This window comes from Streptococcus oralis (assembly GCF_026782085.1).
Taxonomy (GTDB): domain Bacteria; phylum Bacillota; class Bacilli; order Lactobacillales; family Streptococcaceae; genus Streptococcus; species Streptococcus oralis_DA.
Genome location: NZ_JAKUVW010000004.1, coordinates 747,311 through 769,797 on the forward strand (window position 1 = coordinate 747,311; position 22,487 = coordinate 769,797).

The following is a 22,487-nucleotide window of genomic DNA, read 5'->3' on the forward strand; positions in this document are numbered from 1 at the left end:
TTAATCCTAAGCTCTCTTTTGAAGTGCGTACATAACAAAGATAGAAGTGACAATCAACCAACATCCTAAAATGGTGAAGACCAACATACCATTTTGAGTCACCAAGCCAATCGCCCCAAGAATGAAAGGTGTCGTAAAGGCTCCAAAGCTGCATCCTAGCACTGCAAAAGATGTTGCCTGATTAAGGAGCTTGGCTGGGATTCTTTCAGAAAGAAGCTGAAAGACAGTGGTCAAGGCCACACTGTAGGAAAAACCTGCCACAACACTTCCAACTACCATCACACCCAATGACGGAGACAAGGCAATCACAATCTGCCCCAATCCAAAGGTGATACCTGACCAAAGGAGCAATCTTTCTTTAAATAGAGAGATAAAGAAAGAAAAACTCACACCTGCCAAGATACCAATCAACTGCATAATACTTAAGACCAAGCTCGATAACTGGGCATCCCCTAGACCTCTTTCCACCATCAGACTAGGAATACGAATGGTGATAGCTGTATTGGTGCAGACAACAACTGCTGCTTCGACAGCCAATAGAAAAATTAATCCTTTCATCTTTCCTGTCAAACGAGTCGTTTCGGTCTCTTTTTTCTTTGTTTCTTTCTTTTCTTTCCCATAAGGGACAAAGAGCAGATAAAGGATCAATACTAAAAATCCCGCACTGTAGGCCAAGAAGGTCACTGTCCATCCCAAGGATAAGAGTTGACCGACCACTAGAGTCAAAATCGACGCCCCGACAACTTCTGCTGATCCGCGAAGCCCCAACATCTGGATCCGTGTCTTTCCATGATAGCGTTCACTGATGATGGAAATGGCCTTGGCATTGATCATCCCAACACCCAAGCCAAATAAAATCCGCATCGCAAAGACAAAGTTGTACTCCTGATACCAGAAAGGGGCTGTCCCCCCGATAGAAAGGATGAGAAGACCTAGACTAATCTGAAGTCGCTCAGGAAATAACCGCTCCAAAAACCCATTTAAAACCAGCATAATCATAATTCCAAAAGAAGGAAGACTGACCAGGAGCTCGATTTGTTCTTTGGGATAGCCTTGATAGTAGTCAAACATGGCTGGCAGAGCACTTGAGATGGAGAAGGAGGTAATCAAAACGAGGGAGAGGGCCAAAATACTAGCCCGTTCTAAATATTGTTTCATGAATTTTCTTTCTGTATATTTCTCACTGTTTATCCTTTTAAAAGGAAGATGGCAAGAAAAGAAGGAGCCCGATTGAACTAGAGACTCCGTCCTAACTTTCCTAATAGGAAGACTATTTTCGCTTGATTTGCTTGATCAGATAGAAGATGAAGCCTGCAACCATATACGCTGCAAAAATGATCAAACACCATTTGATAACCACGTCCCAACCCTTGTTCACATTTAAAAAGAAATATGGGAAGGGATTGTCCTTGGAATTCGGAATATTGAGTTTTAAGACCAGGCCGTTAAACAAGGCAAAAATCATATAAACCAAGGGCAAGATGGTCCATAAGACTGGATCCCAGATCTTGTATTCCCCACGTTTATCAAAGAAGAGGGTGTCTGCTAAAAACCAGAGTGGAACGATATAATGGCAAAGGAAATTTTCCACACGGTAAAAGTCTGTCGCAATCGGAGCAAGCATAAAATGGTAAATCACACAGGTAATCATGATACTCATGGTAACACCACCCTTGAGACGAAGCAAGGTCGGACTTTGCCAATTTTCACCTGAACGACTCATCACACGGAGCAGATAACCCGTGAAAATCGTTACCAAAAGATTGGACAACACTGTGTAGTAAAGGAGCATACCAAAGCCACCGTGCTTGGTAATCTCTAGATAAACTCCTGTAAATGCCGCTAAAAACAAGAGCACACGACTATAAAAGATAAATTTATAATTCAGTTTCATGGCTAGATTTTCTTAACAAATTCTGACTTGAGTTTCATAGCTCCAAAACCATCAATCTTACAGTCGATGTTGTGGTCACCTTCTACGATACGGATATTTTTAACGCGAGTTCCTTGTTTCAAATCCTTTGGCGCACCTTTTACTTTCAAATCCTTGATAAGGGTTACAGTATCGCCGTCAGCCAATTTATTTCCATTGGCATCGATAGCAACAACACCTTCTTCTACTTCTGCAACTTCTGCAGGGTTCCACTCATAGGCACACTCTGGGCAGACCAAGAGACTTCCATCTTCGTAGACATATTCTGAATTACATTTTGGGCAATTTGGTAATTTGTTCATAAGTCCTCCTTAAACTAACAATTATTCTTTAAAATTCATATGTTATTGAACAGCAACTATTATACCGTAAAATCCTACTTTTGACAATGTTTCCTAAGTCTAGCAGACAAAAAAATCATGCAACTGTTTACAGTTACATGACTTTTAAAAGATGATTGGTCATGAGCACTTATCAAGCACCTCATGATAAAAGGGGTAGCAACTATATTTTACAAACCAGGAGCTTGTCCAAGTTCTGCTGCAAGCATCCAAACTGTTTTCTCAAGTTCAGCCTTAGCACCAACAAAGATATCGTTTGTAACATCATCTCCTTCTTCATCAGTCACATCCAAAGCTTTTTGGAAAAGAGTGATGAGGTAGCGATAAATCGCTAGAACACGTTCCAAGCTTTCTTCAACGTTACGGAATTCTCCTTCTTCTTCTTCGATTTCACTGTGTTGAAGGAATTCTGTCAAAGTTGAGTAAGGTTTGCCGCCAAGGGTGATCAAACGTTCGCTGATTTCGTCAAGATTGCCATCAAGGCTGTCCATGTATTCATCCATTTTTGGATGCCATACGAGGAAACCACGACCACGCATATACCAGTGAACTTGGTGAAGGGCAATGTGAGCCACATACAAGTCCGCTACTGCTTGGTTCAATACTTCCTTTGTTTTTGCCAATGCTACTGGCGCTGTTTTAGATAATGTTGTTACGTCTTTTACTGCTTCTTTTTTCAATTCAACCATGTTGATCACCTCATAATATTATTTTTGCAACCATATTTATTGATTACTATCTCAGTATACTACTCCTAGTAGACAAAAGCAAGAAAATTAACCCATATTAAAAAAGTTGTAATAGACTGATAATTTAAGAAAAATATATGACCTCTATAAAAAAAGACAGTCTTAGAAGACTGTCTGGAATAACTGAGATTATTTTACAAAATCAAGCAATGCCAAGAAGCTTTCAGCTTCAAGTGACGCACCACCAACAAGGGCACCGTCAACGTCTGGGCAAGCCATGTATGAAGCAACGTTTTCAGGTTTAACAGAACCACCGTATTGAACACGAACTTTGTCCGCAACTTCTTGACCAAAGTCAGCAGCTACAACATCACGAACGACTTTACACATTTTTTGTGCATCGTCTTGTGAAGCTGATTTACCAGTACCGATAGCCCAGATTGGCTCATAAGCGATAACTGATGCAGCAACTTGTTCAGCTGTCAATCCAGCCAATGCAGCAGATACTTGAGCACCTACGAATTCAGCAGCTTTACCAGCTTCGTAAGTTTCAAGTGACTCACCACAACAGATGATTGGAAGCATACCGTTTGCAAAGATTGCTTTTGCTTTTTTGTTGATATCTTCGTCAGTTTCATGGAAGTAGTCACGACGCTCTGAGTGACCGATAACAACGTAGTCAGTACCGATTTCTTTCAAAACTTGTGGGCTAGTTTCACCAGTGAAAGCACCTGCATTTTCAAAGTAGCAGTTTTGAGCAGCAACTTTAAGGTTTGAACCTTTAGCAGCAGCAAGAACAGCTGTCAAATCAACTGCAGGAGCTGCGATACCTGCTTCAACAAGGTCTGATGAAGGAAGTTTTGATGCAACGGCTTCAACGAAAGCTTTTGCTTCTTCTGGATTTTTGTTCATTTTCCAGTTACCAGCGATAAATGGTTTACGTGACATTTCACATACCTCTTTTTTCATTTTATTCACTAATATTCTATCATATTTATAAGGAGCTTGCAAACCTTACTCTAATTTTCAAGATTTTTCAAGCGACTAATTTTGCCACAAATTCATAGCATCGAGGAAATCAGCCGAAGCCTGAACTTGTTTGGGATTGTTAGCCTCTCGCTCTGCTCGTTTGGCCTCTACCTGAGCCACAGATTGAATGCCTTCATGGCGCCAGTTTCGTAGGATTGCCTGAATATATTTCCAGTTTGGTTTGCCATTTAGAACGGCCTCTCGGAGAGCTTCCTTGATCAAATCCACCTTAATCCCATCGTCTTTGACTGTCTTAGAAAGATCTTCGATTTCAAACGGCGTCAGCAAACGTCCCAATTCCTGCTGAAAAGTTTCAACCAGATCCTTCAACTGATTCTGCGGGTTTGGGGCAGTTGTAGCTGGAGCTTGGGTATCTAGCAAGCTATCCAAGCGTTCAAAAGCCAAACTAGCATCAAAAATCAGCTCAATTTCCCCATTTAGTTCAATGGTCCGATATTGTAGCAAACCATTTTCAGTCAAATTCGAAATGGATTGGTTGACATCTGCCACCTCTTTCCCAATGATTTCAGCAATCTGACTAGGCGAAACATCTCCTAGTGCTGTGGTATTTTGTAAATAGAAAAATTGCCAGACGAGAAAATCTTCGCTGGAAGGAAAGAGTTCCTTAAAATGCAAGAGCAGGGCACTTGGCAAAACCAAGTTCCCTGATTTAAAAGCGTCAAAATATGTCATAATTCCTCTTATAGATATCCAAATGCAGCCGCATCATCCTCTACCTTTCTCCAGTCAAAAGGGGTTTCTTGATAAACTGCATAGTTTACCCAATTGCTGAAAAAGAGGGCAGCTGATGAAGACCAACAAAGACAGGGCGTCTCATTTACATCATCATTTTTAAAGTAGTTCTCTGGGATATGAGGGTCGAGTCCCGCCTCATAATCACGAAAATACTCTCTTGCCAAAGTGTCACGATCGTACTCTAAATGACCAAAACTATAAATCTCACGAAGATCCCGACTGGCTAAAATTGAAACGCCGACTTGTTCTCCCTCAGAGAGGATTTCCAGATTGGTTTTTCCCAATATCTCTTCCTTATAGATTTCTGTATGACGAGAATGGGGAGCTACATAGCTATCATCAAAACCACGAAAGAGAAGATGGCCCTCTTTCAAGGTATCCTGAGGGTAAATACCTGACAGTTTTTGCTCCATTTGGTGTTTTTCAACGCCATAGCGAGCATAAAGACCTGCTTGGGCACCCCAACAGATATGCAGGGTAGAAAAAACATGCGTCTTGGACCATTCGATGACCTGTTTAAACTCCTCCCAGTAGTCCACCTCCTCAAAAGGTAAGTGCTCCACTGGAGCTCCCGTGATAATCATTCCATCAAAAAAGTCATTCTTGACTTCCGAGAAGGTCTTATAGAAAGTTTCCATATGTTCGGCACGGGTTGTCTTGGAACGATGTGTTTCCATATATAAGAAATCAATATCTAGTTGCAAAGGGGTATTAGCCAAATGCCGTAAGAGTTGCGTTTCTGTTACCATTTTTTGAGGCATGAGATTTAAAATCAAAATCTTCAAGGGGCGAATATCCTGATGAGCGGCCCGTTGGTCGTCCATAACAAAGATATTTTCAGTCCTTAAAATCTCCACAGCTGGTAATTTTTTATCAATTCGAATCGGCATAATACCCTCCTAACAGTTCTCTATTTCGGGAATGATCTTGTCTGTTTGAAAGTAAAAACCTCCAAATACTTCTTCCCTTTATTATACTGTATGAAGATATAGTTTTCAATTATAGTTTTTCTCTAACTAGCTATAGTTAATTTATATAGCAGATGAAGAGAAAACAGCCCCAAGGACTGTTTTTCATTAATAATGCATAAGTACCTTGTAATCGTAATCTCCGATTTTTTCACGGCCTTTAAGCTCATCCAACTCAATCAAGAAAGCACAACCGGCTACAACTCCACCAAGTCTTTCAATCATCTCAATCGTTGCCTTAACAGTTCCGCCTGTTGCCAAAAGATCATCTACGATGAGAACACGTTGGCCTGGCTTGATCGCATCAGCATGCATGGTCAAGGTATCAATACCGTACTCTTTCTCATAATCAGCAGAAATGACTTCACGTGGCAATTTTCCTGGCTTACGAACAGGTGCAAAACCAATTCCCAACTCAAAAGCAACTGGGCAGCCAACAATAAATCCGCGAGCCTCTGGACCCACGATCATGTCGATTTTCTTGTCAGTTGCATACTGAACGATTTCACGAACAGCATAGCTATAGGCATTGCCATCTGCCATCAATGGGCTGATATCACGGAAGGTGATGCCTTCCTTGGGATAATTTTCAATCGTTGCGATATAATCTTTTAAATTCATCTTTTTCTTTCTTTCAAAGTTTTTTACTCTCTATTATAGCATATTTTTTAAGAAAGAAGAAAGGAAAAGTTAACTTCAATAATTATCTAACGATTTGACGATTTATAACTAGCCATAGCAATAAAGCCCAATTTCTGTTTATTCTTAGCAAACATTTTATACATAGTTAAAAACTGCTTTCTATTCTCCTTTTTACAAGCATTTACGCAAATTTTCAAAGTTCCTAGCCAACCTTCGTCATAAATCATACCTGATAATTTCATTAATGTCATTTCACCAGTCAATATTTTCACATCACGATAACCTGATTCTATCATCACCTGTTCCCAAGCATCTTGAGTTAAAGGACCTACATTTACATGAATTGCTTGTGACAATTCCTGTCTGACAGACTCTTTAGCTTCCTTAAGAAGCACATCATGTGTCAAAAGAAGACCTTCAGGTTTTAAAACCCTTAGATACTCCATTACACATTTTTTCTTAGCTTGATCGGCTTGCATAGTCAGCATAGCTTCATTTATAACAATATCAAAACTAGCATCTTCATAAGGAAGTTTCATTGCATTTGCTCTTTCAAATCTGATCAAATGACCAACACCTGCCGTTTCAGCAGATTTTTTAGCCACTTCTAAGGCTTGTCCATCCATATCAACAGCAGTTATCTTACAACCAAAACGCTGTGCCAACTCAATTGCTGTAGTTCCCCTATTGCACGCAACTTCTAGTATTCTCTTTTCTTTTGAAAATCCTCCTTCCGCAATTAACCAATCTGTAGCACGTTTTCCACCTGGACGTAAGCGTTTTTTTCCCAGTTTTGCTAAAAACTTATGACCTGCTTCTGACATTTGAACACCTCTATTTTTTCTTCATTATAACATAAAATTATATTATCTGACAATTCTAATCTATTATTTGATAAACTAGAATCAAAAGCATACAAGCTGCCATGACTATAGCATAAATCTATTAATCACCTCTCTAGTTCGAATTCAATTGCTCACGTAGTTTATGCATATAGGTTACGACTACATATTTGTACTTTAGAGTTGCTGGCCTCCTTATCCGCTATATGCGCTTTACTATCACGTGCCTATTCGTATAGCCAAGATTTCTCTATATCTTTCTCTGCCGATTCTTATTTCCAACGACAGACTTAAACAGTCTATCCTAATGCCGTTCGATCAGCTACTCACAATAGTCAGGCTTGGGAATCACTTTTGGGTTTACTAGTATATGGTACCCACAGAGGACCTACACCTCAGATGAACGGAATGCCCGTCGTATCTAAAAAACGAGCACTTTCGTACTCGTTTTTAAAAATCTGTTAATTAAAGTGAGTTTACGTCAACCTTGATACCAACACCTTGAGTAGTTGTGATTGTCAAGTTTGTTACGTAAGTTCCTTTAGCTGTAGCTGGTTTTGCTTTTTGGATTGTTTCGTTGAAAGCTTTGAAGTTTTCAACCAATTTTTCAGCTTCAAATGATACTTTACCGATGATTGCTTGAACGTTACCTGCACGGTCAGCACGGTAAGTAATCTTACCACCTTTAGACTCTTCAACTGCTTTAGCAACATCCATTGTTACAGTACCAGTCTTAGGGTTTGGCATCAAGTTACGTGGTCCAAGGACACGTCCAAGACGTCCAACAAGAGCCATCATGTCAGGTGTAGCGATAACTACGTCGAAGTCCAACCAACCGTCGTTGATTTTCGCAACAAGGTCATCTTCACCAACAAAGTCTGCACCAGCAGCTTTTGCTTCTTCAGCTTTTGCACCACGTGCAAAAACAAGAACGCGTGAAGTTTTACCAGTACCGTTTGGCAATACCATTGCGCCACGGATTTGTTGGTCAGCTTTTTTAACGTCGATGTTCAAGTTGTAAGCAACTTCTACAGTTGCGTCAAATTTTGCAAAGTTAGTTTCTTTTGCAAGTGCTACAGCCTCTTCTACACTGTATGCTTTTGTGCTGTCGATTTTCTCAAGAGCAGCACGAAGTTGTTTGCTTTTTTTAGCCATTTTCTATTCTCCTTGTAAGTGGTTCAATCGATTTTCATCTCCCACGTCACTTCTCGAAATGATGAAGTCTTGCGGGTATTCAGTCTATTGATTTTCTTTTCCTACTTCGTTAAGTTCCTTTACTGTACCCAAGTACAAGCGTCAGTCACTGGCCTAGTATGAAAAGCAACTAATAGACTGCTGTGAGATTTTCTACTGTGTTATTGATTAGTCAACAACAGTGAATCCCATAGAACGAGCAGTACCTTCGATCATACGCATTGCAGACTCAATGTTTGCTGCGTTCAAATCTGGCATCTTAGTTTCTGCAATTTCTTGTACTTGTGCACGAGTAACTGTAGCAACTTTAGTTTTGTTAGGTGTACCTGATCCTTTTTCAACACCTGCAGCTTTTTTCAAAAGAACAGCAGCTGGTGGTGTTTTTGTAACGAAAGTAAATGATTTGTCTTCGTATACTGAGATAACAACTGGAATGATCATACCAGCTTGGTCAGCTGTACGAGCGTTGAACTCTTTTGTGAATCCCATGATGTTGATACCAGCTTGACCAAGAGCAGGTCCAACCGGTGGAGCTGGTGTAGCTTTACCAGCAGGGATTTGCAATTTTACAAGTTTTTCGACTTTTTTAGCCATTTTTAAATCCTCCTTTGTGGTTTTGGCGGTAATTAAAGATTTTTACCTCCCACAAGTATGCTTTACACACACCTTTCTATTATACACTATTTATCTAAAAATGCAAGAGAAAAATTACTTTTTTAATCGACGTAATCTCCGCCTTCAAATCCATAGTATTCTTCCAAACTGAGGCCACTTGCAGCAATTTCTTTGGCTTCTTTTCCAACGTAGCGGAGATGCCATTCTTCTGCCATGTAGCCAGTCTCTTTTTCCTTGCCTTTGAGATAGCGAACGACAAAGCCATAGTCAGCCGCATGATCCAAGAGCCACTGGGCTGCCTTTTCTTCAGTAACTAAATCACCATCTGTCCCAATAAGGTCAAAAGCAAGGCCCGTCTGGTGTTCACTATAACCTGGTCGAGCTGAGTAGCGATCTGCTGCTTCCTTACCATCTTGATTGACATAGTCTTGATAAAGTTTGGTTTGAGTTTCATAACTTCTAAAACCACTGTAGTGATCGCTGATTGGGTAGCCAGCTGCTTGCATTGCTGCAATGAGCTTCAGCAACTCTGCTTTAGCTGTTGGATTTTCTCCTGGATTATAGTCTTTTGACAAAGGATAGTGCTTATTAGCTATGACGATTTCATCGTATTTCCCTTGAATACTATAGTAGTCTCCCTTATTGACAACTTCTGCCTTCTTCTGACTAGAAGCTTGGGATTTGCTCCCTACAGTTCCTTCAGGTTGACTAGTTTGTTCTGTTTTTTGAGTATTTTCTTCATTTTTAGGTTGTTCTTGAGAACATGCTGCTAGGGTTACTGCCAGCAAACCAGATAAAACAATGTATCTTTTTTTCATTTTTCCTTCCTCTCTTAGACCACGTGCTTCTCTAATTCATCGGATAAGGCTTTAATCATTTGTTCCAACTCATGGGATTTCACTTGGCAATCTTCTGCCGCCATTTCTTCCCATGGCATCCACCAGACTGGCCCACGGCCATTCAATCCATGACCCTTCATATCACCTGTTCTTCGTGGAAAGAGATGCCAATGAGCGTGGGCATCACCATTTCCTAGGAGTTCAATATTCATCTTTTCAGCCTCAAATACTTTGGCGACTGCTTCTTGGACCAAACTCATTTCCTCTAAAAAGCGAAGTTTTACAGAAGTCTCCATATGGTGGAGTTCTGTGACATGCTCTTTTGCCAGAAATAAGGTATAGCCCTTAAAGTATTGGTGATCTCCAATAACAACATAGCCTGTTTCTAGTTCTTTTACAAAGTAGGGATTTTCCCCTGCCTTGATCCATTCAATTCTTTGACAAATCAAGCACATATTATTCTACCAAGGTGCTCTTGAGATAGGCGTCTACCATACGCTCTGTCGCCACGACCGAATCAATATGTGTTCGTTCGTAAGAGTGACTGGACTCAATACCAGCTCCAAGGAGGGCGTGTTTGACCTCTGCTCCTGCTGACATAGCCGCTGAAGCATCCGAACCGTAAAATGGATAAATGTCGAGCTTAAAAGGAATATCTTGCTCCTTCGCCAAAGTTACCAAGTGTTGACGGAAGTCATAGTGATAGGGACCTGAAGCGTCCTTGACACAGATAGAAACTGTATACTCATCCGTCTGCTGGTCATCGCCCATAGCTCCCATATCCACAGCTAGATATTCCACTACCTGAGCTGGAATATTGGAGTTGGCACCGTGACCAACCTCTTCGAAGACTGAAAAAGCAAAATGAGTTGTTACTGGCAATGCAATCCCCTCTTCCTTATAAACACGAAGAAGATTGAGCAAAATTGCTGCGCTGACCTTGTCATCCAAATGACGGGACTTGATAAAACCAGTCTCTGTCACGACAGTTCGCGGGTCAAAACTGATAAAGTCGCCAACCTCGATGCCCAAGGCGCGCGTTTCCTTTTCATTGGTTACTTTTTCGTCCAAACGCACTTCCATATTGTCCTGTGTGCGTTCAGCAGTTCCTGCATCTTTGTAGACATGGCAAGAAGTTTGATGGATGAGGATGGTCCCAGATACCGTTTGACCTGTGCTAGCCACATGAACCGTACAGTTCTCCCCTTCAATCATGTTCCAAGGGAAACCACCGATACGATCCAATTTGAGACGGCCATCTGGTTTGACAGCACGGACAATAGCACCCAGCGTATCCACATGGGCAGTCACATAGCGGTGTTGGTCATCATTTTGACCTTTAATAGTAACATTGACACCACCCTTGGCTGTGCGAACAGGCTGGTAACCAAGCTCTTCTAAAGTATGGACTAGATAGTCTGAGATCTCACGAGTAAAGCCCGTCGGAGATGCAATTGCGGTTAGTTCTTTGATATAGTTTATAGTCTGATTCATTTCTTCACCTCTTTCCTACCATTATAACATTTTTCTAGTCAGACTCCTTCTCAAAAGGAGAAAAACTGTGTTTAGTTGCTTTCACTATAGATCCATGTTATAATACAAATACTTTGATTATGAAAGGAAAGTAACAAATATGAAATCATACTTTAAAGTATCACTAGCCCTTGTGGCTTCACTTGTCCTCCTGCTCGGATGTTCCAAACAAGCATCAACAACTGCTAGCAGTACTAAAGAAGACACAACAACTCAGTCAAGTGAGAGCAAACAAAGCACTGAACAATCATCTGAAAAGAAAGAAACAGCCAAGACACATACTTTTGTCAACAAAAGCAATTCTGGAATCACTTCTACCTTGGTTTATACTGTAGAGGGGGACAATGTTATCAAGCAAACCGCTCAAAATGTTGCAGATCCTGAGATTCTTAACGCAACTCCAGAAGATGTCAAGAGTTTTATCGAAGAAAAGTACAAAGGTTATAATGGACTCAAAGGTGTTAAACAAACGATTGAAATCAAAGATGGAAAAGTTGTTCAAGATTTAGAAGTTGATTTCTCAGTTGCAAGTATTAGCGAACTTAGAAAAGCACTTCCTGAAGAATATTCTGGTATCGGCAATCGTGTCAGTTTCTCAAACTCTAAAAAAGCACTGGAAAAAATGGGGTTCACAGAAAAGACGAACTAATCTCCTAAAATTTCATATAGACTAGTGTAGGTCCACCCCAAAAGTTAGACACAACTCTAACTCTTGGGGTATTTTATTACATCCCTAACCGATGAGTCCAATAGAGTCCTCCCAATCCCATAAAAAGTGCATTTAAAACTTCACACCCTTATAAAGCCATAGGATAAAAGTTATTTGAAATAGATGGAGACAAAACTTTAATCGTTAGACTAATTTCTATTCGTTGTCATGTCAAGTCAGATGAGTAGGGAGGTCTAGTTGATTTTGTAGTAGAATCATGTTATAATACAAAATACTTTGATTATGAAAGGAAATTCTATGAAAACTCTGGTTAAAACTTCACTAGCCCTAGTGGCTTCACTTATCCTCCTGCTCGGATGTTCCAAACAAGCATCTACACCTGCTAGCAGCAGTAGCAAAGAAGACAAAACAACTCAGTCAAGCGAGACCAAACAAAGCAGCCAACAATCATCTGAAAAGAAAGATGAGACAAAAAACTACATTTTTGTTCACAATAGCAATCCCGGAAGAACTTCTACCTTGACATACACTGTTAAGGGGGATGATGTTGTAAAACAAGAAGTCTATAATGTTTTTGACCCTGAAATACTGGACAAGTCAGCAGAAGAGATTAAAGAACTTATCGTGAAAACTTATAAAAAGGAGGAAGGACTTAAAGGCATTACACAAAATATCGAATTCAAAGATGGAAAAGTCATCCATAGCATGGAGGTTGACATGACTGTTGTGAATCTCGAAGAGATGAAAAAAGCAATGCCAAATGAAGTTTCTGGCTCTGGAAGCCGTGTAAGTTTTCTAAAAACTAGAAAAATGCTTAAAGAGGCTGGATATATTGAACAAACCAACTAATGAGTCGTGCTCATACAAAAAATTCTTGGTCGATGACCAAGAATTTTTTTATTCCATCTCAAAAACATCACTCTCTTGTTTGTTTGGTAGAACCAATGAAAGCAAGATTCCAATCATAGCTGGCACTAGCCATGGAAGAGAGGCTGACGCAAACGGAAGGACATTAATCAGATTTTCTAGAAACTCAATTTTAAAGGAACTTCCAAGGACACTTGCAAGAGCAATAGCTGTAACAAGCCCAATAGTTAACTGCATGCCCGGTTTTGATAGGGCTACAAACTTATTAACAATCACGATCATCACAATGGCGATGGTTATTGGGTACAAGATTACCAGTACTGGCACTGAGTACTTAATGATTGCATCCAAACCGAGGTTTGCAATAGCAAATCCAATCAAGGTAAAGGCAGTGGCATAGACCTTGTAGCTGATTTGTGGGAAACGTCCGTTAAAGAACTCTGCTGTCGACACAATCAATCCAACTGTCGTTGTGAAGCAAGTTACAGTTACCATAACAGCAAGGAAGAGTTGAGCTGTTGAACCAAAGATTTCCTGAGTTGCTTGCGACAAGATATAAACACCTGGTGTTCCACCCTTCATCACTTCTGCTGGTACTGGGAAGTGATTTCCAAGGAATCCTAAACCAATGTAAAGAGCACTGAAAGCAAGAGCTACAACGATACCAACCACCCAAATAGTTGAAATGTATTCTTTCTTACTGGAGAATCCAAGTTGTTTCAAGGTTTGAACTGCAATCACACTGAAGGCAACTGAAGCAAGGGCATCCAAGGTGTTATAACCTTCTAGGAATCCTGTACCAAAGGCAGAAGCTTGATAAGCAGCTGAAGCCGCTTGAGGGCTTGTTCCACCATATTTGAAGGCACCTAGTACAACCAAGATAACGATCAATAAGGCAAAGACTGGCGTTAAAACACGTCCAATTCGATCCAAAATCTTTGATGGATTGAGTGAAATCAGATAGGCTGCTGCAAAATAAAGCACAGTAAAAACAATCAATCCTAGACCTTTGTTTGCTTCGGATAAGAGGGGGCTAATCCCAACTTCATAAGCTGTTGTGGCTGTACGCGGAATGGCAAAGAAGGGGCCAATCGATAGATAGAGGACTGCAAGATAAAGCGTCGCAAACCAAGGTGAGATTTTCTTAGAAATCTCGTGAATGTATCCTTTAGGGTTTAGCGTTCCGATGATGAGCGTTAGGACAGCAATCCCGACACCTGAAAAGACAAAACCTGCGATGGCAGGAAGAAACTGTTCTCCAGATAGGGCACCTAGAGAAGGCGGAAAGATCAAGTTCCCCGCACCAAAAAATATTCCAAACAGGAGCAAGCCTGTTAGGGCACCTTTTTTAGCCATAAAAATCTCCTTCATATTTCTAAAATACTGACCTAGTATACCATGATTAAGACTCTGAAAAAAGTATCCAAAATTAATCATTGAATGTTTTCAATATTTTTAAAAATAAGAATTATCTAAAAACAAAATCCCTCACTCAGTTGGAACCGAGCAAGGGAAGATTAGGATCTATCACCATAGAGGTTTAAAGATTTTCAAAGGCCGTCATTCCACCTTGAACATTGATAACTTCATAACCCTGTTCAACTAGAAATTGACAAGCACGCGCTGAACGTATTCCAGATTTACAAATGACATAATGCAAGAGGTCCTTGTCCAACTGATCATAGATATCAGCTAATTGACTAAGTGGTAGGTTCTGAGCACCTTCTAAATGAAGCGTCTCGAACTCTTCTACTTCTCTCACGTCTAAGACTGAAAGGGACCCTTTCTGATAAAACTGGTAAAAATCGTTAAAAGTAATTTCTTTCATTTTGTTTCTCTAAGAATCTTTTGAATTCTATTTTTCAAATCTGGCACTACTTCTGACTCAAACCAAGGATTCTTAGCCATCCAGATTTGATTACGAGGTGACGGATGCACCAAAGGGAAATAATCAGGCAAATAATCCTTAAACCGATGCACACGGTCTGTCACCTTGCCACTAACTTTTTCATGTAAATAATAGGCTTGGGCATATTGTCCAATCAAGAGAGTTAATTGGATATCGGGCAACTCTTGCAAGAGTTGCGGATGCCATTTTTCTGCAAAACCTGTACGAGGTGGAAGGTCGCCTGACTTGCCATGCCCCGGAAAGTAGAAATCCATGGGCAGAACTGCAAAATAACCTGAATTGTAAAAGGTGTCCTCATCCACACCTAGCCACTCACGCAAGCGATCGCCACTCTTATCCTTCCAATAAATCCCAGCTTCTTGCGTTTTAAGCCCAGGAGCCTGACCGACAATATTGATACGGGCAGTTTTTGGCGCCGCAAAGAGAGGTTCGATTCCGCGTTCTGTATAGCTGGTATTTTGCGGATCCGCCATAATGGCTTGCTTGATTCTTTCAATTTGAGACATCTGTTTTCCCTCCAAAAAGAAGTCCAAGCATACAATCTCAGACTTCTATCATTTTATTTGATCAGTTCATAAATAGCTTCAGCATAGATTGCTGCTGCTCGGAAGAGATCGTCCAAGGCGATAAATTCGTTGGCTTGGTGCATGGTATCGATTGAGTCTGGGAACATCGCACCGTAGGCAACCCCACGTTCCAGTAAACGACCAAAGGTACCACCACCGATGACTTGCTCGTGACCTTTAAGACAAGTTTGTTTTTCATAAACATTCAACAAGGTTTGCACAAGTGGATCTTCCATCGGTACATAGTGAGGGGTGTGACCGTGTTCAGAAAGGCTAACAGAAGCAACTGGCAAGTTTTCAAGGATTGACTTGATTTGCTCTGGGCTTGTTCCTTTTGGATAACGGAAGTTAAGAGCAATCGTATTGTCAGCACTTGTTTCATCGAAGCGGAAGACACCGGCATTCATAGAAAGGGCACCCATCTTTTCATCTACATGAGCAACCTTGAGATTTGTACCCTTATGGTCGTTCAAGAGAATCTTACCAGCGATGTCGAGGTAGTCTTTTGCAGGTCCTGCAAAGTCAAACTGACTGAGGAAAAGGGCAAGGTAGGTCGCACCATTGACACCTGATGCAGGCATAGCACCATGAGCTGATTTACCAATCACAGTCACCTTGTACTGGCCGTTTTCTTCTTGGAGTTCTCCTCTGAGTTTGTGTTCTGCAACAAAGGCATCTAGTTTAGCTTGCAAGTCAGCCAAGTCACCTGAAACGACTGCTGTTGCTGATTCAGGTACCATGTTTTCACGCAAACCACCTGTGAAGCTGTGAAGGCGAGCTGCACCAGTATTTTCACCTGCAAAATGGAGATATTCTGTGATATTCCCTTTTTCACCATTGATGATAGGGAATTCAGCATCTGGAGAGAAACCGAAGTCTGGTTTCGCAAGTCCTACATGTTCAAAGTAGTAGTCCATGTCTGCCCAGCCTGATTCTTCATCTGTTCCGACGATGAAACGAACTTTTTTAGAAGTTGGAAGCCCCAATTCTTTGATGATTTTCAAACCATAGTAACAAGCTGTTGTAGGCCCCTTGTCGTCTGAAGCTCCACGCGCATAAAGGCGACCGTCTTTGATAGTTGGTGTATAAGGGTCCGTGTCCCAACCGCTACCAGCTGGCACCACGTCCATGTGAGCAAAGATTCCGAGAACTTCTTCTCCTTCACCAAACTCAAAATGTCCTGCGTAGTTATCAACATTTTTAGTTGGATAGCCATCACGGTCTGCGATTTCAAGGAATTTTTCCAAGGCTTTTACTGGACCAGGTCCAAATGGATGCTCAGCATCGGCTTTGCTGTCATCACGTTCTGAGTTGATTTCCAAAAGGCTAAACAAGTCAGCCAAGAGGTCTTCTTTGCGTTTTTCTACTTCTGCTGTAAAATCAATAACTGTCATTTTTTCTTCCTATCTCTTCTCGATAATTTCATCTACTGGCAAGCGGTAGCTTGGTTCCAATTTCTCATCTGTGTATCCAACTGTGATCAAGAGTTCTGGACGGAATCGGTCTTCTATGTCCAAAACTTCGTTGGCTTTTGATTTGTCAAAACCAAGGATAATGTTAGAACCAATTCCCTGGTCTGTCAGAGCCAGAACCAAATTCATGGCTACTAGTCCCGCATTGAGGGCTAGGTAGTCGCTGACCTGTTGTTCACTGTAACGTGCAAATTCAGCAGGCAGATTCTTCATAAAATATTGAAGTTGCTCTTCAGAGAAGTTATTAGCGCCGCCAACTCTGGCAATCTTACGGGCACGTTTGGCAAGATCTGTATCTGTAAACAAGGCAATGGTTACAGGTGCTGATGATACCTGCTCAAAGTTCGAACCATAAGCCAATTTTGCCAGTTCAGCATTTTTCTCACGAACAACCACAAACTTCCATGGCTGGCTGTTGTGGGCACTTGGGGCCAAGGTTGCGATTTCGATAGCCGTACGCACATCTTTGGGATCTACCGGTTTATCAGTAAAATGCTTAGTCGCATGACGTTTTTTATTTAATTCAAGAAATTTCATAATCGATTTCCTTTTCTAATTCTATTGCTTCCATTTTACCACATTCTGAAAGAGCTTGCAGAGTTTTTTCATTGAGGATCCTGTTTCCTTTTCAACTAGGCTACCCGCCCTTCTATGGACTCAGATTATTCCGACGCAGGACTTTCTTTTTCAAAGAAGTGGCCACTAGAGTCTTGGATTTTGTTGATGATATCATCGTAGTGAGAATTTCTTTCTTCCTCATAGAGATTATTGATTTCTTGATAGTTCAACGGATTTTCAACCTTGGGCTCTGGCTTGCGACTGAGGAAATCAAGAGTCCCCAGAAGAAGCAAAATCAGGATCACTAGAGAGGTCCAGCCAGTTTCCTTCTTAGGCAGCCGAACTCCCTTGGTCGAAAGAGATTTCCAACTAGGGGACTGAGGTAAGAGCTCATAGATTCTCTTTTGAGTCGGAAAAAGGGTCAACAATGCATACAAGGTCAGAAAGAGAAATGAAAAACTATGGACAGAAATCCAACTATACTTAATTTTCATCCTAAAGGCCTTATAACCAGCTCCCCCCATATACACTTCTAGGGCGAAGACGGCGATCATCAAAAGACAGAAAATCAGGAATTGGACTTTCCATAGCTTTCTCAATCCTAAATACTCTTTTTTGAGCAATTCTTCTTTGTTCTTGGCTTGGTCTACTTCTACTGGAGCTGGGGTGCTTGGTTTTACTTCACTATTACTTTTAGTTAACCCTACTTTCGCTTCAACTGGTTCAACCTGTCTAGCAAAATAGGCTTTCGCTTCCCTAATGACCTTGCTAAGATTTTCCTCCGTCAGCAGATAAGGGAAGCCATTGATCATCCAATTGTTTTTCTTATCTACCTTATTCGGCTCCACCACATTAAGGCAAAAGTATCGCCCAATCAAGCTAATTGAAAATATCGCATCATAATATTCAGATAGAACTGAAAAATCAACCCCATAAACAGTCTGATCCTCGGTCAGTTTTTTCGTTTCCATAAAGGAAACGTCCTTTGTAAACGTCGATCGGATTATCTCTTGTGCTTGGGAAACTTTTTCTTCAACTGTAGCAGGATCAAAGGGGAGTGTTAAAGCAGAAAACGTATCGGTGGAAGCATTCCCTTCTAGACTATCTTTAAACCAATCCAAGAAAGAAGTCATATTGGATACGGTTAGATCAATAGGCTGATGAATTGGAAATGCTTGGTCCTCTATACTAGAAGGCATGGGGTCTATCTCTTCAAAAACAAACTGCTGCCCCGCTATCTCAAGGCTAAAAAAAGCTGGATAATGAGGCAAAAGACAAGTAAAGACAACCCTAAAGGGTTCATTCTTTTCGAAGGGTCTTCTCCAGAAGTCTATTATTGCTATTCCCTCAAAAGTCGATTCTATCATTCTTTTAAGAAGAAAACGCTTTTTTAAGAGATTGTCAGGAGTCAGTGCTTCAGAAAACATCAGGCCTGGTTGATCCAGATAAGCTTTGATCTTTCCAAAGCTAGCTCGAAAACGATCTCGATCATACAAAAACTCCATCCCGAATCTTTCAGGCCCCCAGAGGAGTGATACATCGTTACCTTCAACCAACATATTTATTGCTGTCTTATATTCTTCAAGATGAACCTCAAGAATAAATGTCGGACCATAAGCACTCCGGGCCGCCGTTTCTATATCTACAATTTCGAAATGCTCACCAAAAACATGTTGAAGGGCTTGTCGGATATCATTTACCACAAGCTCTCTATGCTGATCAACAGTTAATCCCATTACTTTATTACTTACCCCTTATGCGTTTTTATAGACTGAAGGAAAGCATTAGCCTCCTGTAGATAATTGTGTTGTTCAATCAAGGAAGTTAGAAGCTCGATGTTATGGCCCCGATAGTTGTCATATCGGCGTAGTTCTTCATACATTTCGATAAAGGGAAGGTCCTTAGACTTGGCCAATTCTAACTCCGCTTCATAATCATAAGAAACTTTTCGGAATAGAATATTTACCAATTCCCCATCTTCCACTTCTATCACGGCATACTGGGCACGGTGATTTTTTAACGCCTCCCAATCAAAATAGGGCATGCCAATCGTACCTGGATTGATGATTTGTTGCCCTTGACTGCCGTAACGAAGCAACTGCTTGTGGACATGACCATAGATTGCCACGTCCGTTTCCTCATCTAGGAGTTGATCAAATTTATCTGTGTTATTCCCAACAGACAAGTCACCACCATAGTTCTTATTTGGCAAATTATGAGAAAGAGAAAAGCGCAGCCCATCAACTTCTTTCTTTTCTAGCATAGGTAAGCTTCGTAGCCAGACAATCGTTTCAGGATCCATTCGTTCCATCAAATACTGTGTCATACGCAAGAGCTGAACTTCCTGTGGGTCTTCTAAGCCATATTGCCCATCTAAAGCCTCAAGGACACAATCATCCCAATTGCCTCGAACACTTGCCGTGATAGGAAGGTCTTTTAGCAGAGCGACCAAGTCATTTGCACCTGGACCAGGGAGGAAAATGTCTCCCATGAGCCAATATTCACTGGCTCCTTGAGTTTTAGCATCTGCAATCACTGCTTCTAAGGCAGTCACATTTCCATGAATATCTGATAAAATTGCGATTTTATGGTTCATGATGGTTTCCTTTTTCTATTTCATCTAGCCAATTGTGAAACTCCCAACGAAGAGGATTTTCCTTGCCTATTCTTTGTCTCAAATAACCTTGATATTGAAGATAGAAAGCGTAATCTCCCCAACTACTCCACACTTGAGAAGGTTTTGGGATACACAACTGTTTGTTCGCCCTCTCTAACACGATGTTATCTATCGGTACGTGTAAAAAAGGAAAAACGGAGTCTAGGGTTACAGCTTCAAGCATATACAGATACTTGAACGTCATATTAATCCACTTTTGAGCATGACCATAAGTGAATCGAATCCCATTTGAGCGATAGCAATCTATCAAAACATCACAAGTCCTATGATGCCAACTATCAAAATCAGTTTGACACAGCTTGTCCCGATTCAAGAGATTTAAAATTGCTTCTTTGATACATTTAGAGGCCCGATTTCTCATCTCCAAGCGCTGTTCATCTGGCATGCCATGAAATCGCAAGGTTCGATTAAAATCCAGATAGGCTCTTGTAGTTGCAGCCAAAAATAAATCTTTTGAATTCCCAAAGTAAGCAAATCGTAAAAAAAGGAGTATATCTCTGTCAATCTCAATCCTATTCATTTCTTCTACTTTCTATCTAGATACTTATTCCAATTCTTTTAATGGTTCTGCTACTTGAGCCAACTCCACTTCTTCCTGTGGGTTCAACTTTCTCTGCACAGCTTCTGCGACTGCCCTTGGCACACCAACTTCGACAATCTCATCCACACTGGCTTCCTTGATTTTAGTGAGAGACTTGAAATGCTTCATGAGATTCTGCTTGCGTTTAGGTCCCAGACCGTCAATCCCATCCAATTGAGATGAAAAAGAATTTTTGGAGCGCAGTTGACGGTGGAAGGTGATAGCAAAGCGGTGGACCTCATCTTGGATGCGCTGAAGCAGGAAAAATTCCTGAGAATTGCGAGACAACTCCACCACTTCCAGTGGATCTCCGAAGAGCAATTCATGGGTTTGGTGCTTATCATTTTTTTGAAGCCCAGCAATGGGAATGTCCAAACCTAGCTCTTCTTGGATGACTTGCTTGGCAATATTGACTTGACCTTGTCCCCCATCAATGACAATCAAATCTGGAGGGGTTAAACCGTCACGCTGTACTCGACCATAACGTCTGCGAATAACCTCTCGCATACTCGCATAATCATCTGGACCGACAACCGTTTTTATCTTGTACTTACGGTAATCCTTCTTACTGGGTTTACCATTGACAAAGACCACCATGGCAGACACCGGACTGGTTCCCATGATATTAGAGTTATCAAAGGACTCGATGCGGACTGGGGTCGGAATTTGAAGCAAGCGTCCCAGATTTTCAATAGCTCCTTGGGTCTTTTCGACAGATTTTTCTAGCAGATTGAACTTTTGCTCCAGACTAACACGGGCATTTTTTATGGCTAGATTGACCAGTTGTTTTTTCTCTCCACGTTGGGGCTTGAAAATCTTGGTATCCACCAAGGCCTTGACGGCTTCTTCGTCAATATCCTGCGGAATCAATACTTCATTGGGAACCAGGTGAGATTTTTCTTGATAGAATTGTCCCACATAGGTCAAGAAGTCCTCATCCGGATCGTTGTAATAAGGGAAAAGATTGACATCCCGCTCGATGAGTTTTCCCTGACGGACAAAGAAAACCTGAACACACATCCAGCCCTTATCCACATAGTAACCAAAGACGTCCCGATTTTGCAAATCTTTCGCCATGACCCGTTGCTTGGTCCGAAGCGTTCCAATGGCCTGAATCAGGTCACGGTATTCCGCCGCACGTTCAAATTCCATGGTCTGAGCTGCCGCAGCCATTTTCCCCTTGAGGTCATCGATGATTTTGTCATCCTGTCCTTTTAGGAAATCAGAAACCTCCTGAGCCATGGACTTGAAATAAGCCTCATCTTTTTTACAGATAGTATGGGCCATACATTGGCCGATATGGTAGTAAAAACAGACCTTAGAGGGCGGGTTGGTACATTTTCGAAAAGGGAAAATCCGGTCCAGTAGACGCTTGATTTCATTTGCTGCCCCTACATCTGGATAGGGACCAAAGTAGAGACCACCGTCCTTTTTGACCTGACGGGTGATAATCAAGCGAGGATATCGCTCATTGGTGATTTTGATGAAAGGATAAGACTTGTCGTCCTTGAGCATGATATTGTACTTGGGCTTATTTTCCTTGATAAGATTGATTTCTAGGAGAAGGGCCTCAATATTGGACTCAGTGACGATAAATTCAAAATCCACAATTTCAGACACCAGAGCCTCTGTCTTGGTATCGTGACTCCCACGGAAATAGGACCGCACGCGATTGCGCAGATTTTTAGCCTTTCCTACATAGATAATAGTGCCATTTTTATCCTTGTGAATGTAGCATCCAGGGCTGGTCGGCAAGAGCTCTAGTTTTGATTTGATCAAGTTATTCATAGTTCCATTATAGCAAAAA

At 41.2% G+C, this 22,487-nt stretch carries 25 protein-coding genes; 2 read left to right on the forward strand and 23 right to left on the reverse strand.

Annotated elements, in window-relative coordinates:
• Positions 1-6: 6 nt before the first annotated feature.
• The 14 genes from MK395_RS05865 to MK395_RS05930 all read right to left on the reverse strand — a co-directional run bounded on the left by MK395_RS05865 (position 7) and on the right by MK395_RS05930 (position 11,342).
• Positions 7-1,158 (reverse strand): MFS transporter, encoded by a 1,152-nt coding sequence (locus MK395_RS05865; RefSeq protein ID WP_000816259.1) that lies wholly within the window; start codon positions 1,156-1,158, stop codon positions 7-9.
• A gap of 112 nt (positions 1,159-1,270) precedes the next feature.
• Positions 1,271-1,894 carry a Pr6Pr family membrane protein gene (locus tag MK395_RS05870; protein WP_000775203.1) on the reverse strand — a complete coding sequence of 208 codons (624 nt, stop codon included), beginning with the start codon at positions 1,892-1,894 and terminating at the stop codon, positions 1,271-1,273.
• 2 nt (positions 1,895-1,896) lie between these two features.
• Positions 1,897-2,235, reverse strand: a complete 339-nt coding sequence (locus tag MK395_RS05875) for a zinc ribbon domain-containing protein YjdM (RefSeq protein ID WP_268711475.1) — start codon at positions 2,233-2,235, stop codon at positions 1,897-1,899.
• A gap of 209 nt (positions 2,236-2,444) precedes the next feature.
• Positions 2,445-2,963, reverse strand: coding sequence for a Dps family protein (locus MK395_RS05880; RefSeq protein WP_268711476.1), 519 nt, complete (start codon positions 2,961-2,963; stop codon positions 2,445-2,447).
• Between the two features lie 189 nt (positions 2,964-3,152).
• Complete coding sequence (gene tpiA, locus MK395_RS05885) at positions 3,153-3,911, reverse strand: triose-phosphate isomerase (protein WP_000087899.1); 759 nt, start codon at positions 3,909-3,911, stop codon at positions 3,153-3,155.
• Between the two features lie 96 nt (positions 3,912-4,007).
• Positions 4,008-4,685 carry a DnaD domain-containing protein gene (locus tag MK395_RS05890; RefSeq protein ID WP_042902575.1) on the reverse strand — a complete coding sequence of 226 codons (678 nt, stop codon included), beginning with the start codon at positions 4,683-4,685 and terminating at the stop codon, positions 4,008-4,010.
• Positions 4,686-4,693: 8 nt separating this feature from the next.
• Positions 4,694-5,638, reverse strand: coding sequence for a homoserine O-acetyltransferase MetA (gene metA, locus MK395_RS05895; RefSeq protein ID WP_268711477.1), 945 nt, complete (start codon positions 5,636-5,638; stop codon positions 4,694-4,696).
• Positions 5,639-5,824: 186 nt separating this feature from the next.
• Positions 5,825-6,337 carry an adenine phosphoribosyltransferase gene (locus MK395_RS05900; protein WP_001049316.1) on the reverse strand — a complete coding sequence of 171 codons (513 nt, stop codon included), beginning with the start codon at positions 6,335-6,337 and terminating at the stop codon, positions 5,825-5,827.
• 86 nt (positions 6,338-6,423) lie between these two features.
• Positions 6,424-7,182 carry a class I SAM-dependent methyltransferase gene (locus MK395_RS05905; protein WP_033629389.1) on the reverse strand — a complete coding sequence of 253 codons (759 nt, stop codon included), beginning with the start codon at positions 7,180-7,182 and terminating at the stop codon, positions 6,424-6,426.
• 483 nt (positions 7,183-7,665) lie between these two features.
• Positions 7,666-8,355, reverse strand: coding sequence for a 50S ribosomal protein L1 (gene rplA / locus MK395_RS05910; protein WP_001085675.1), 690 nt, complete (start codon positions 8,353-8,355; stop codon positions 7,666-7,668).
• A gap of 207 nt (positions 8,356-8,562) precedes the next feature.
• Positions 8,563-8,988: a 50S ribosomal protein L11 gene (gene rplK / locus MK395_RS05915; protein ID WP_001085808.1), complete on the reverse strand. Its 426-nt coding sequence runs from the start codon at positions 8,986-8,988 to the stop codon at positions 8,563-8,565.
• 122 nt (positions 8,989-9,110) lie between these two features.
• Positions 9,111-9,827, reverse strand: coding sequence for an LD-carboxypeptidase LdcB/DacB (gene ldcB / locus MK395_RS05920; protein WP_000747744.1), 717 nt, complete (start codon positions 9,825-9,827; stop codon positions 9,111-9,113).
• A gap of 14 nt (positions 9,828-9,841) precedes the next feature.
• Positions 9,842-10,303, reverse strand: coding sequence for an HIT family protein (locus tag MK395_RS05925; RefSeq protein WP_000335635.1), 462 nt, complete (start codon positions 10,301-10,303; stop codon positions 9,842-9,844).
• A 1-nt stretch (position 10,304) separates the two neighbouring features.
• Positions 10,305-11,342 (reverse strand): M42 family metallopeptidase, encoded by a 1,038-nt coding sequence (locus MK395_RS05930; protein ID WP_001076927.1) that lies wholly within the window; start codon positions 11,340-11,342, stop codon positions 10,305-10,307.
• Positions 11,343-11,481: 139 nt separating this feature from the next.
• On the opposite strand from MK395_RS05930, the gene MK395_RS05935 reads away from it, so the two are divergent.
• Together MK395_RS05935 and MK395_RS05940 are read left to right on the forward strand one after the other, a co-directional pair.
• A complete protein-coding gene (locus MK395_RS05935; RefSeq protein ID WP_000844335.1) occupies positions 11,482-12,030 on the forward strand; it encodes a DUF1307 domain-containing protein in 549 nt (182 codons plus the stop codon).
• A gap of 318 nt (positions 12,031-12,348) precedes the next feature.
• Positions 12,349-12,900 (forward strand): DUF1307 domain-containing protein, encoded by a 552-nt coding sequence (locus tag MK395_RS05940; protein WP_268711478.1) that lies wholly within the window; start codon positions 12,349-12,351, stop codon positions 12,898-12,900.
• 48 nt (positions 12,901-12,948) lie between these two features.
• Here the strand turns inward: MK395_RS05940 and brnQ are convergent, their stop codons facing one another.
• The 9 genes from brnQ to uvrC form a co-directional block, all read right to left on the reverse strand.
• The gene (gene brnQ, locus MK395_RS05945) at positions 12,949-14,274 is read right to left on the reverse strand and encodes a branched-chain amino acid transport system II carrier protein (protein WP_162284751.1); all 1,326 of its coding nucleotides are present in this window, start codon (positions 14,272-14,274) and stop codon (positions 12,949-12,951) included.
• Between the two features lie 184 nt (positions 14,275-14,458).
• The gene (locus MK395_RS05950; protein WP_268711479.1) at positions 14,459-14,746 is read right to left on the reverse strand and encodes a rhodanese-like domain-containing protein; all 288 of its coding nucleotides are present in this window, start codon (positions 14,744-14,746) and stop codon (positions 14,459-14,461) included.
• Entirely contained in the window at positions 14,743-15,333 is a 591-nt protein-coding gene (locus tag MK395_RS05955) for a uracil-DNA glycosylase family protein (RefSeq protein WP_268711480.1), read from the reverse strand. The genes MK395_RS05950 and MK395_RS05955 overlap by 4 nt, the downstream gene beginning before the upstream one ends.
• 53 nt (positions 15,334-15,386) lie before the next feature.
• Positions 15,387-16,787, reverse strand: a complete 1,401-nt coding sequence (gene pepV, locus MK395_RS05960; RefSeq protein WP_049520916.1) for a dipeptidase PepV — start codon at positions 16,785-16,787, stop codon at positions 15,387-15,389.
• 9 nt (positions 16,788-16,796) lie between these two features.
• Positions 16,797-17,402, reverse strand: a complete 606-nt coding sequence (locus MK395_RS05965; RefSeq protein ID WP_000670170.1) for a nitroreductase family protein — start codon at positions 17,400-17,402, stop codon at positions 16,797-16,799.
• 125 nt (positions 17,403-17,527) lie between these two features.
• On the reverse strand, positions 17,528-19,159 hold the full coding sequence (locus MK395_RS05970; protein ID WP_268711481.1) for a hypothetical protein: 1,632 nt from the start codon (positions 19,157-19,159) through the stop codon (positions 17,528-17,530).
• Between the two features lie 11 nt (positions 19,160-19,170).
• The gene (locus tag MK395_RS05975; RefSeq protein ID WP_061453351.1) at positions 19,171-20,019 is read right to left on the reverse strand and encodes a metallophosphoesterase family protein; all 849 of its coding nucleotides are present in this window, start codon (positions 20,017-20,019) and stop codon (positions 19,171-19,173) included.
• Positions 20,009-20,620: a hypothetical protein gene (locus MK395_RS05980; RefSeq protein ID WP_061421268.1), complete on the reverse strand. Its 612-nt coding sequence runs from the start codon at positions 20,618-20,620 to the stop codon at positions 20,009-20,011. Before MK395_RS05980 ends, MK395_RS05975 begins: the two co-directional genes overlap by 11 nt.
• A 24-nt stretch (positions 20,621-20,644) precedes the next feature.
• Positions 20,645-22,468 carry an excinuclease ABC subunit UvrC gene (uvrC, locus tag MK395_RS05985; protein WP_268711482.1) on the reverse strand — a complete coding sequence of 608 codons (1,824 nt, stop codon included), beginning with the start codon at positions 22,466-22,468 and terminating at the stop codon, positions 20,645-20,647.
• Positions 22,469-22,487: the final 19 nt, after the last annotated feature.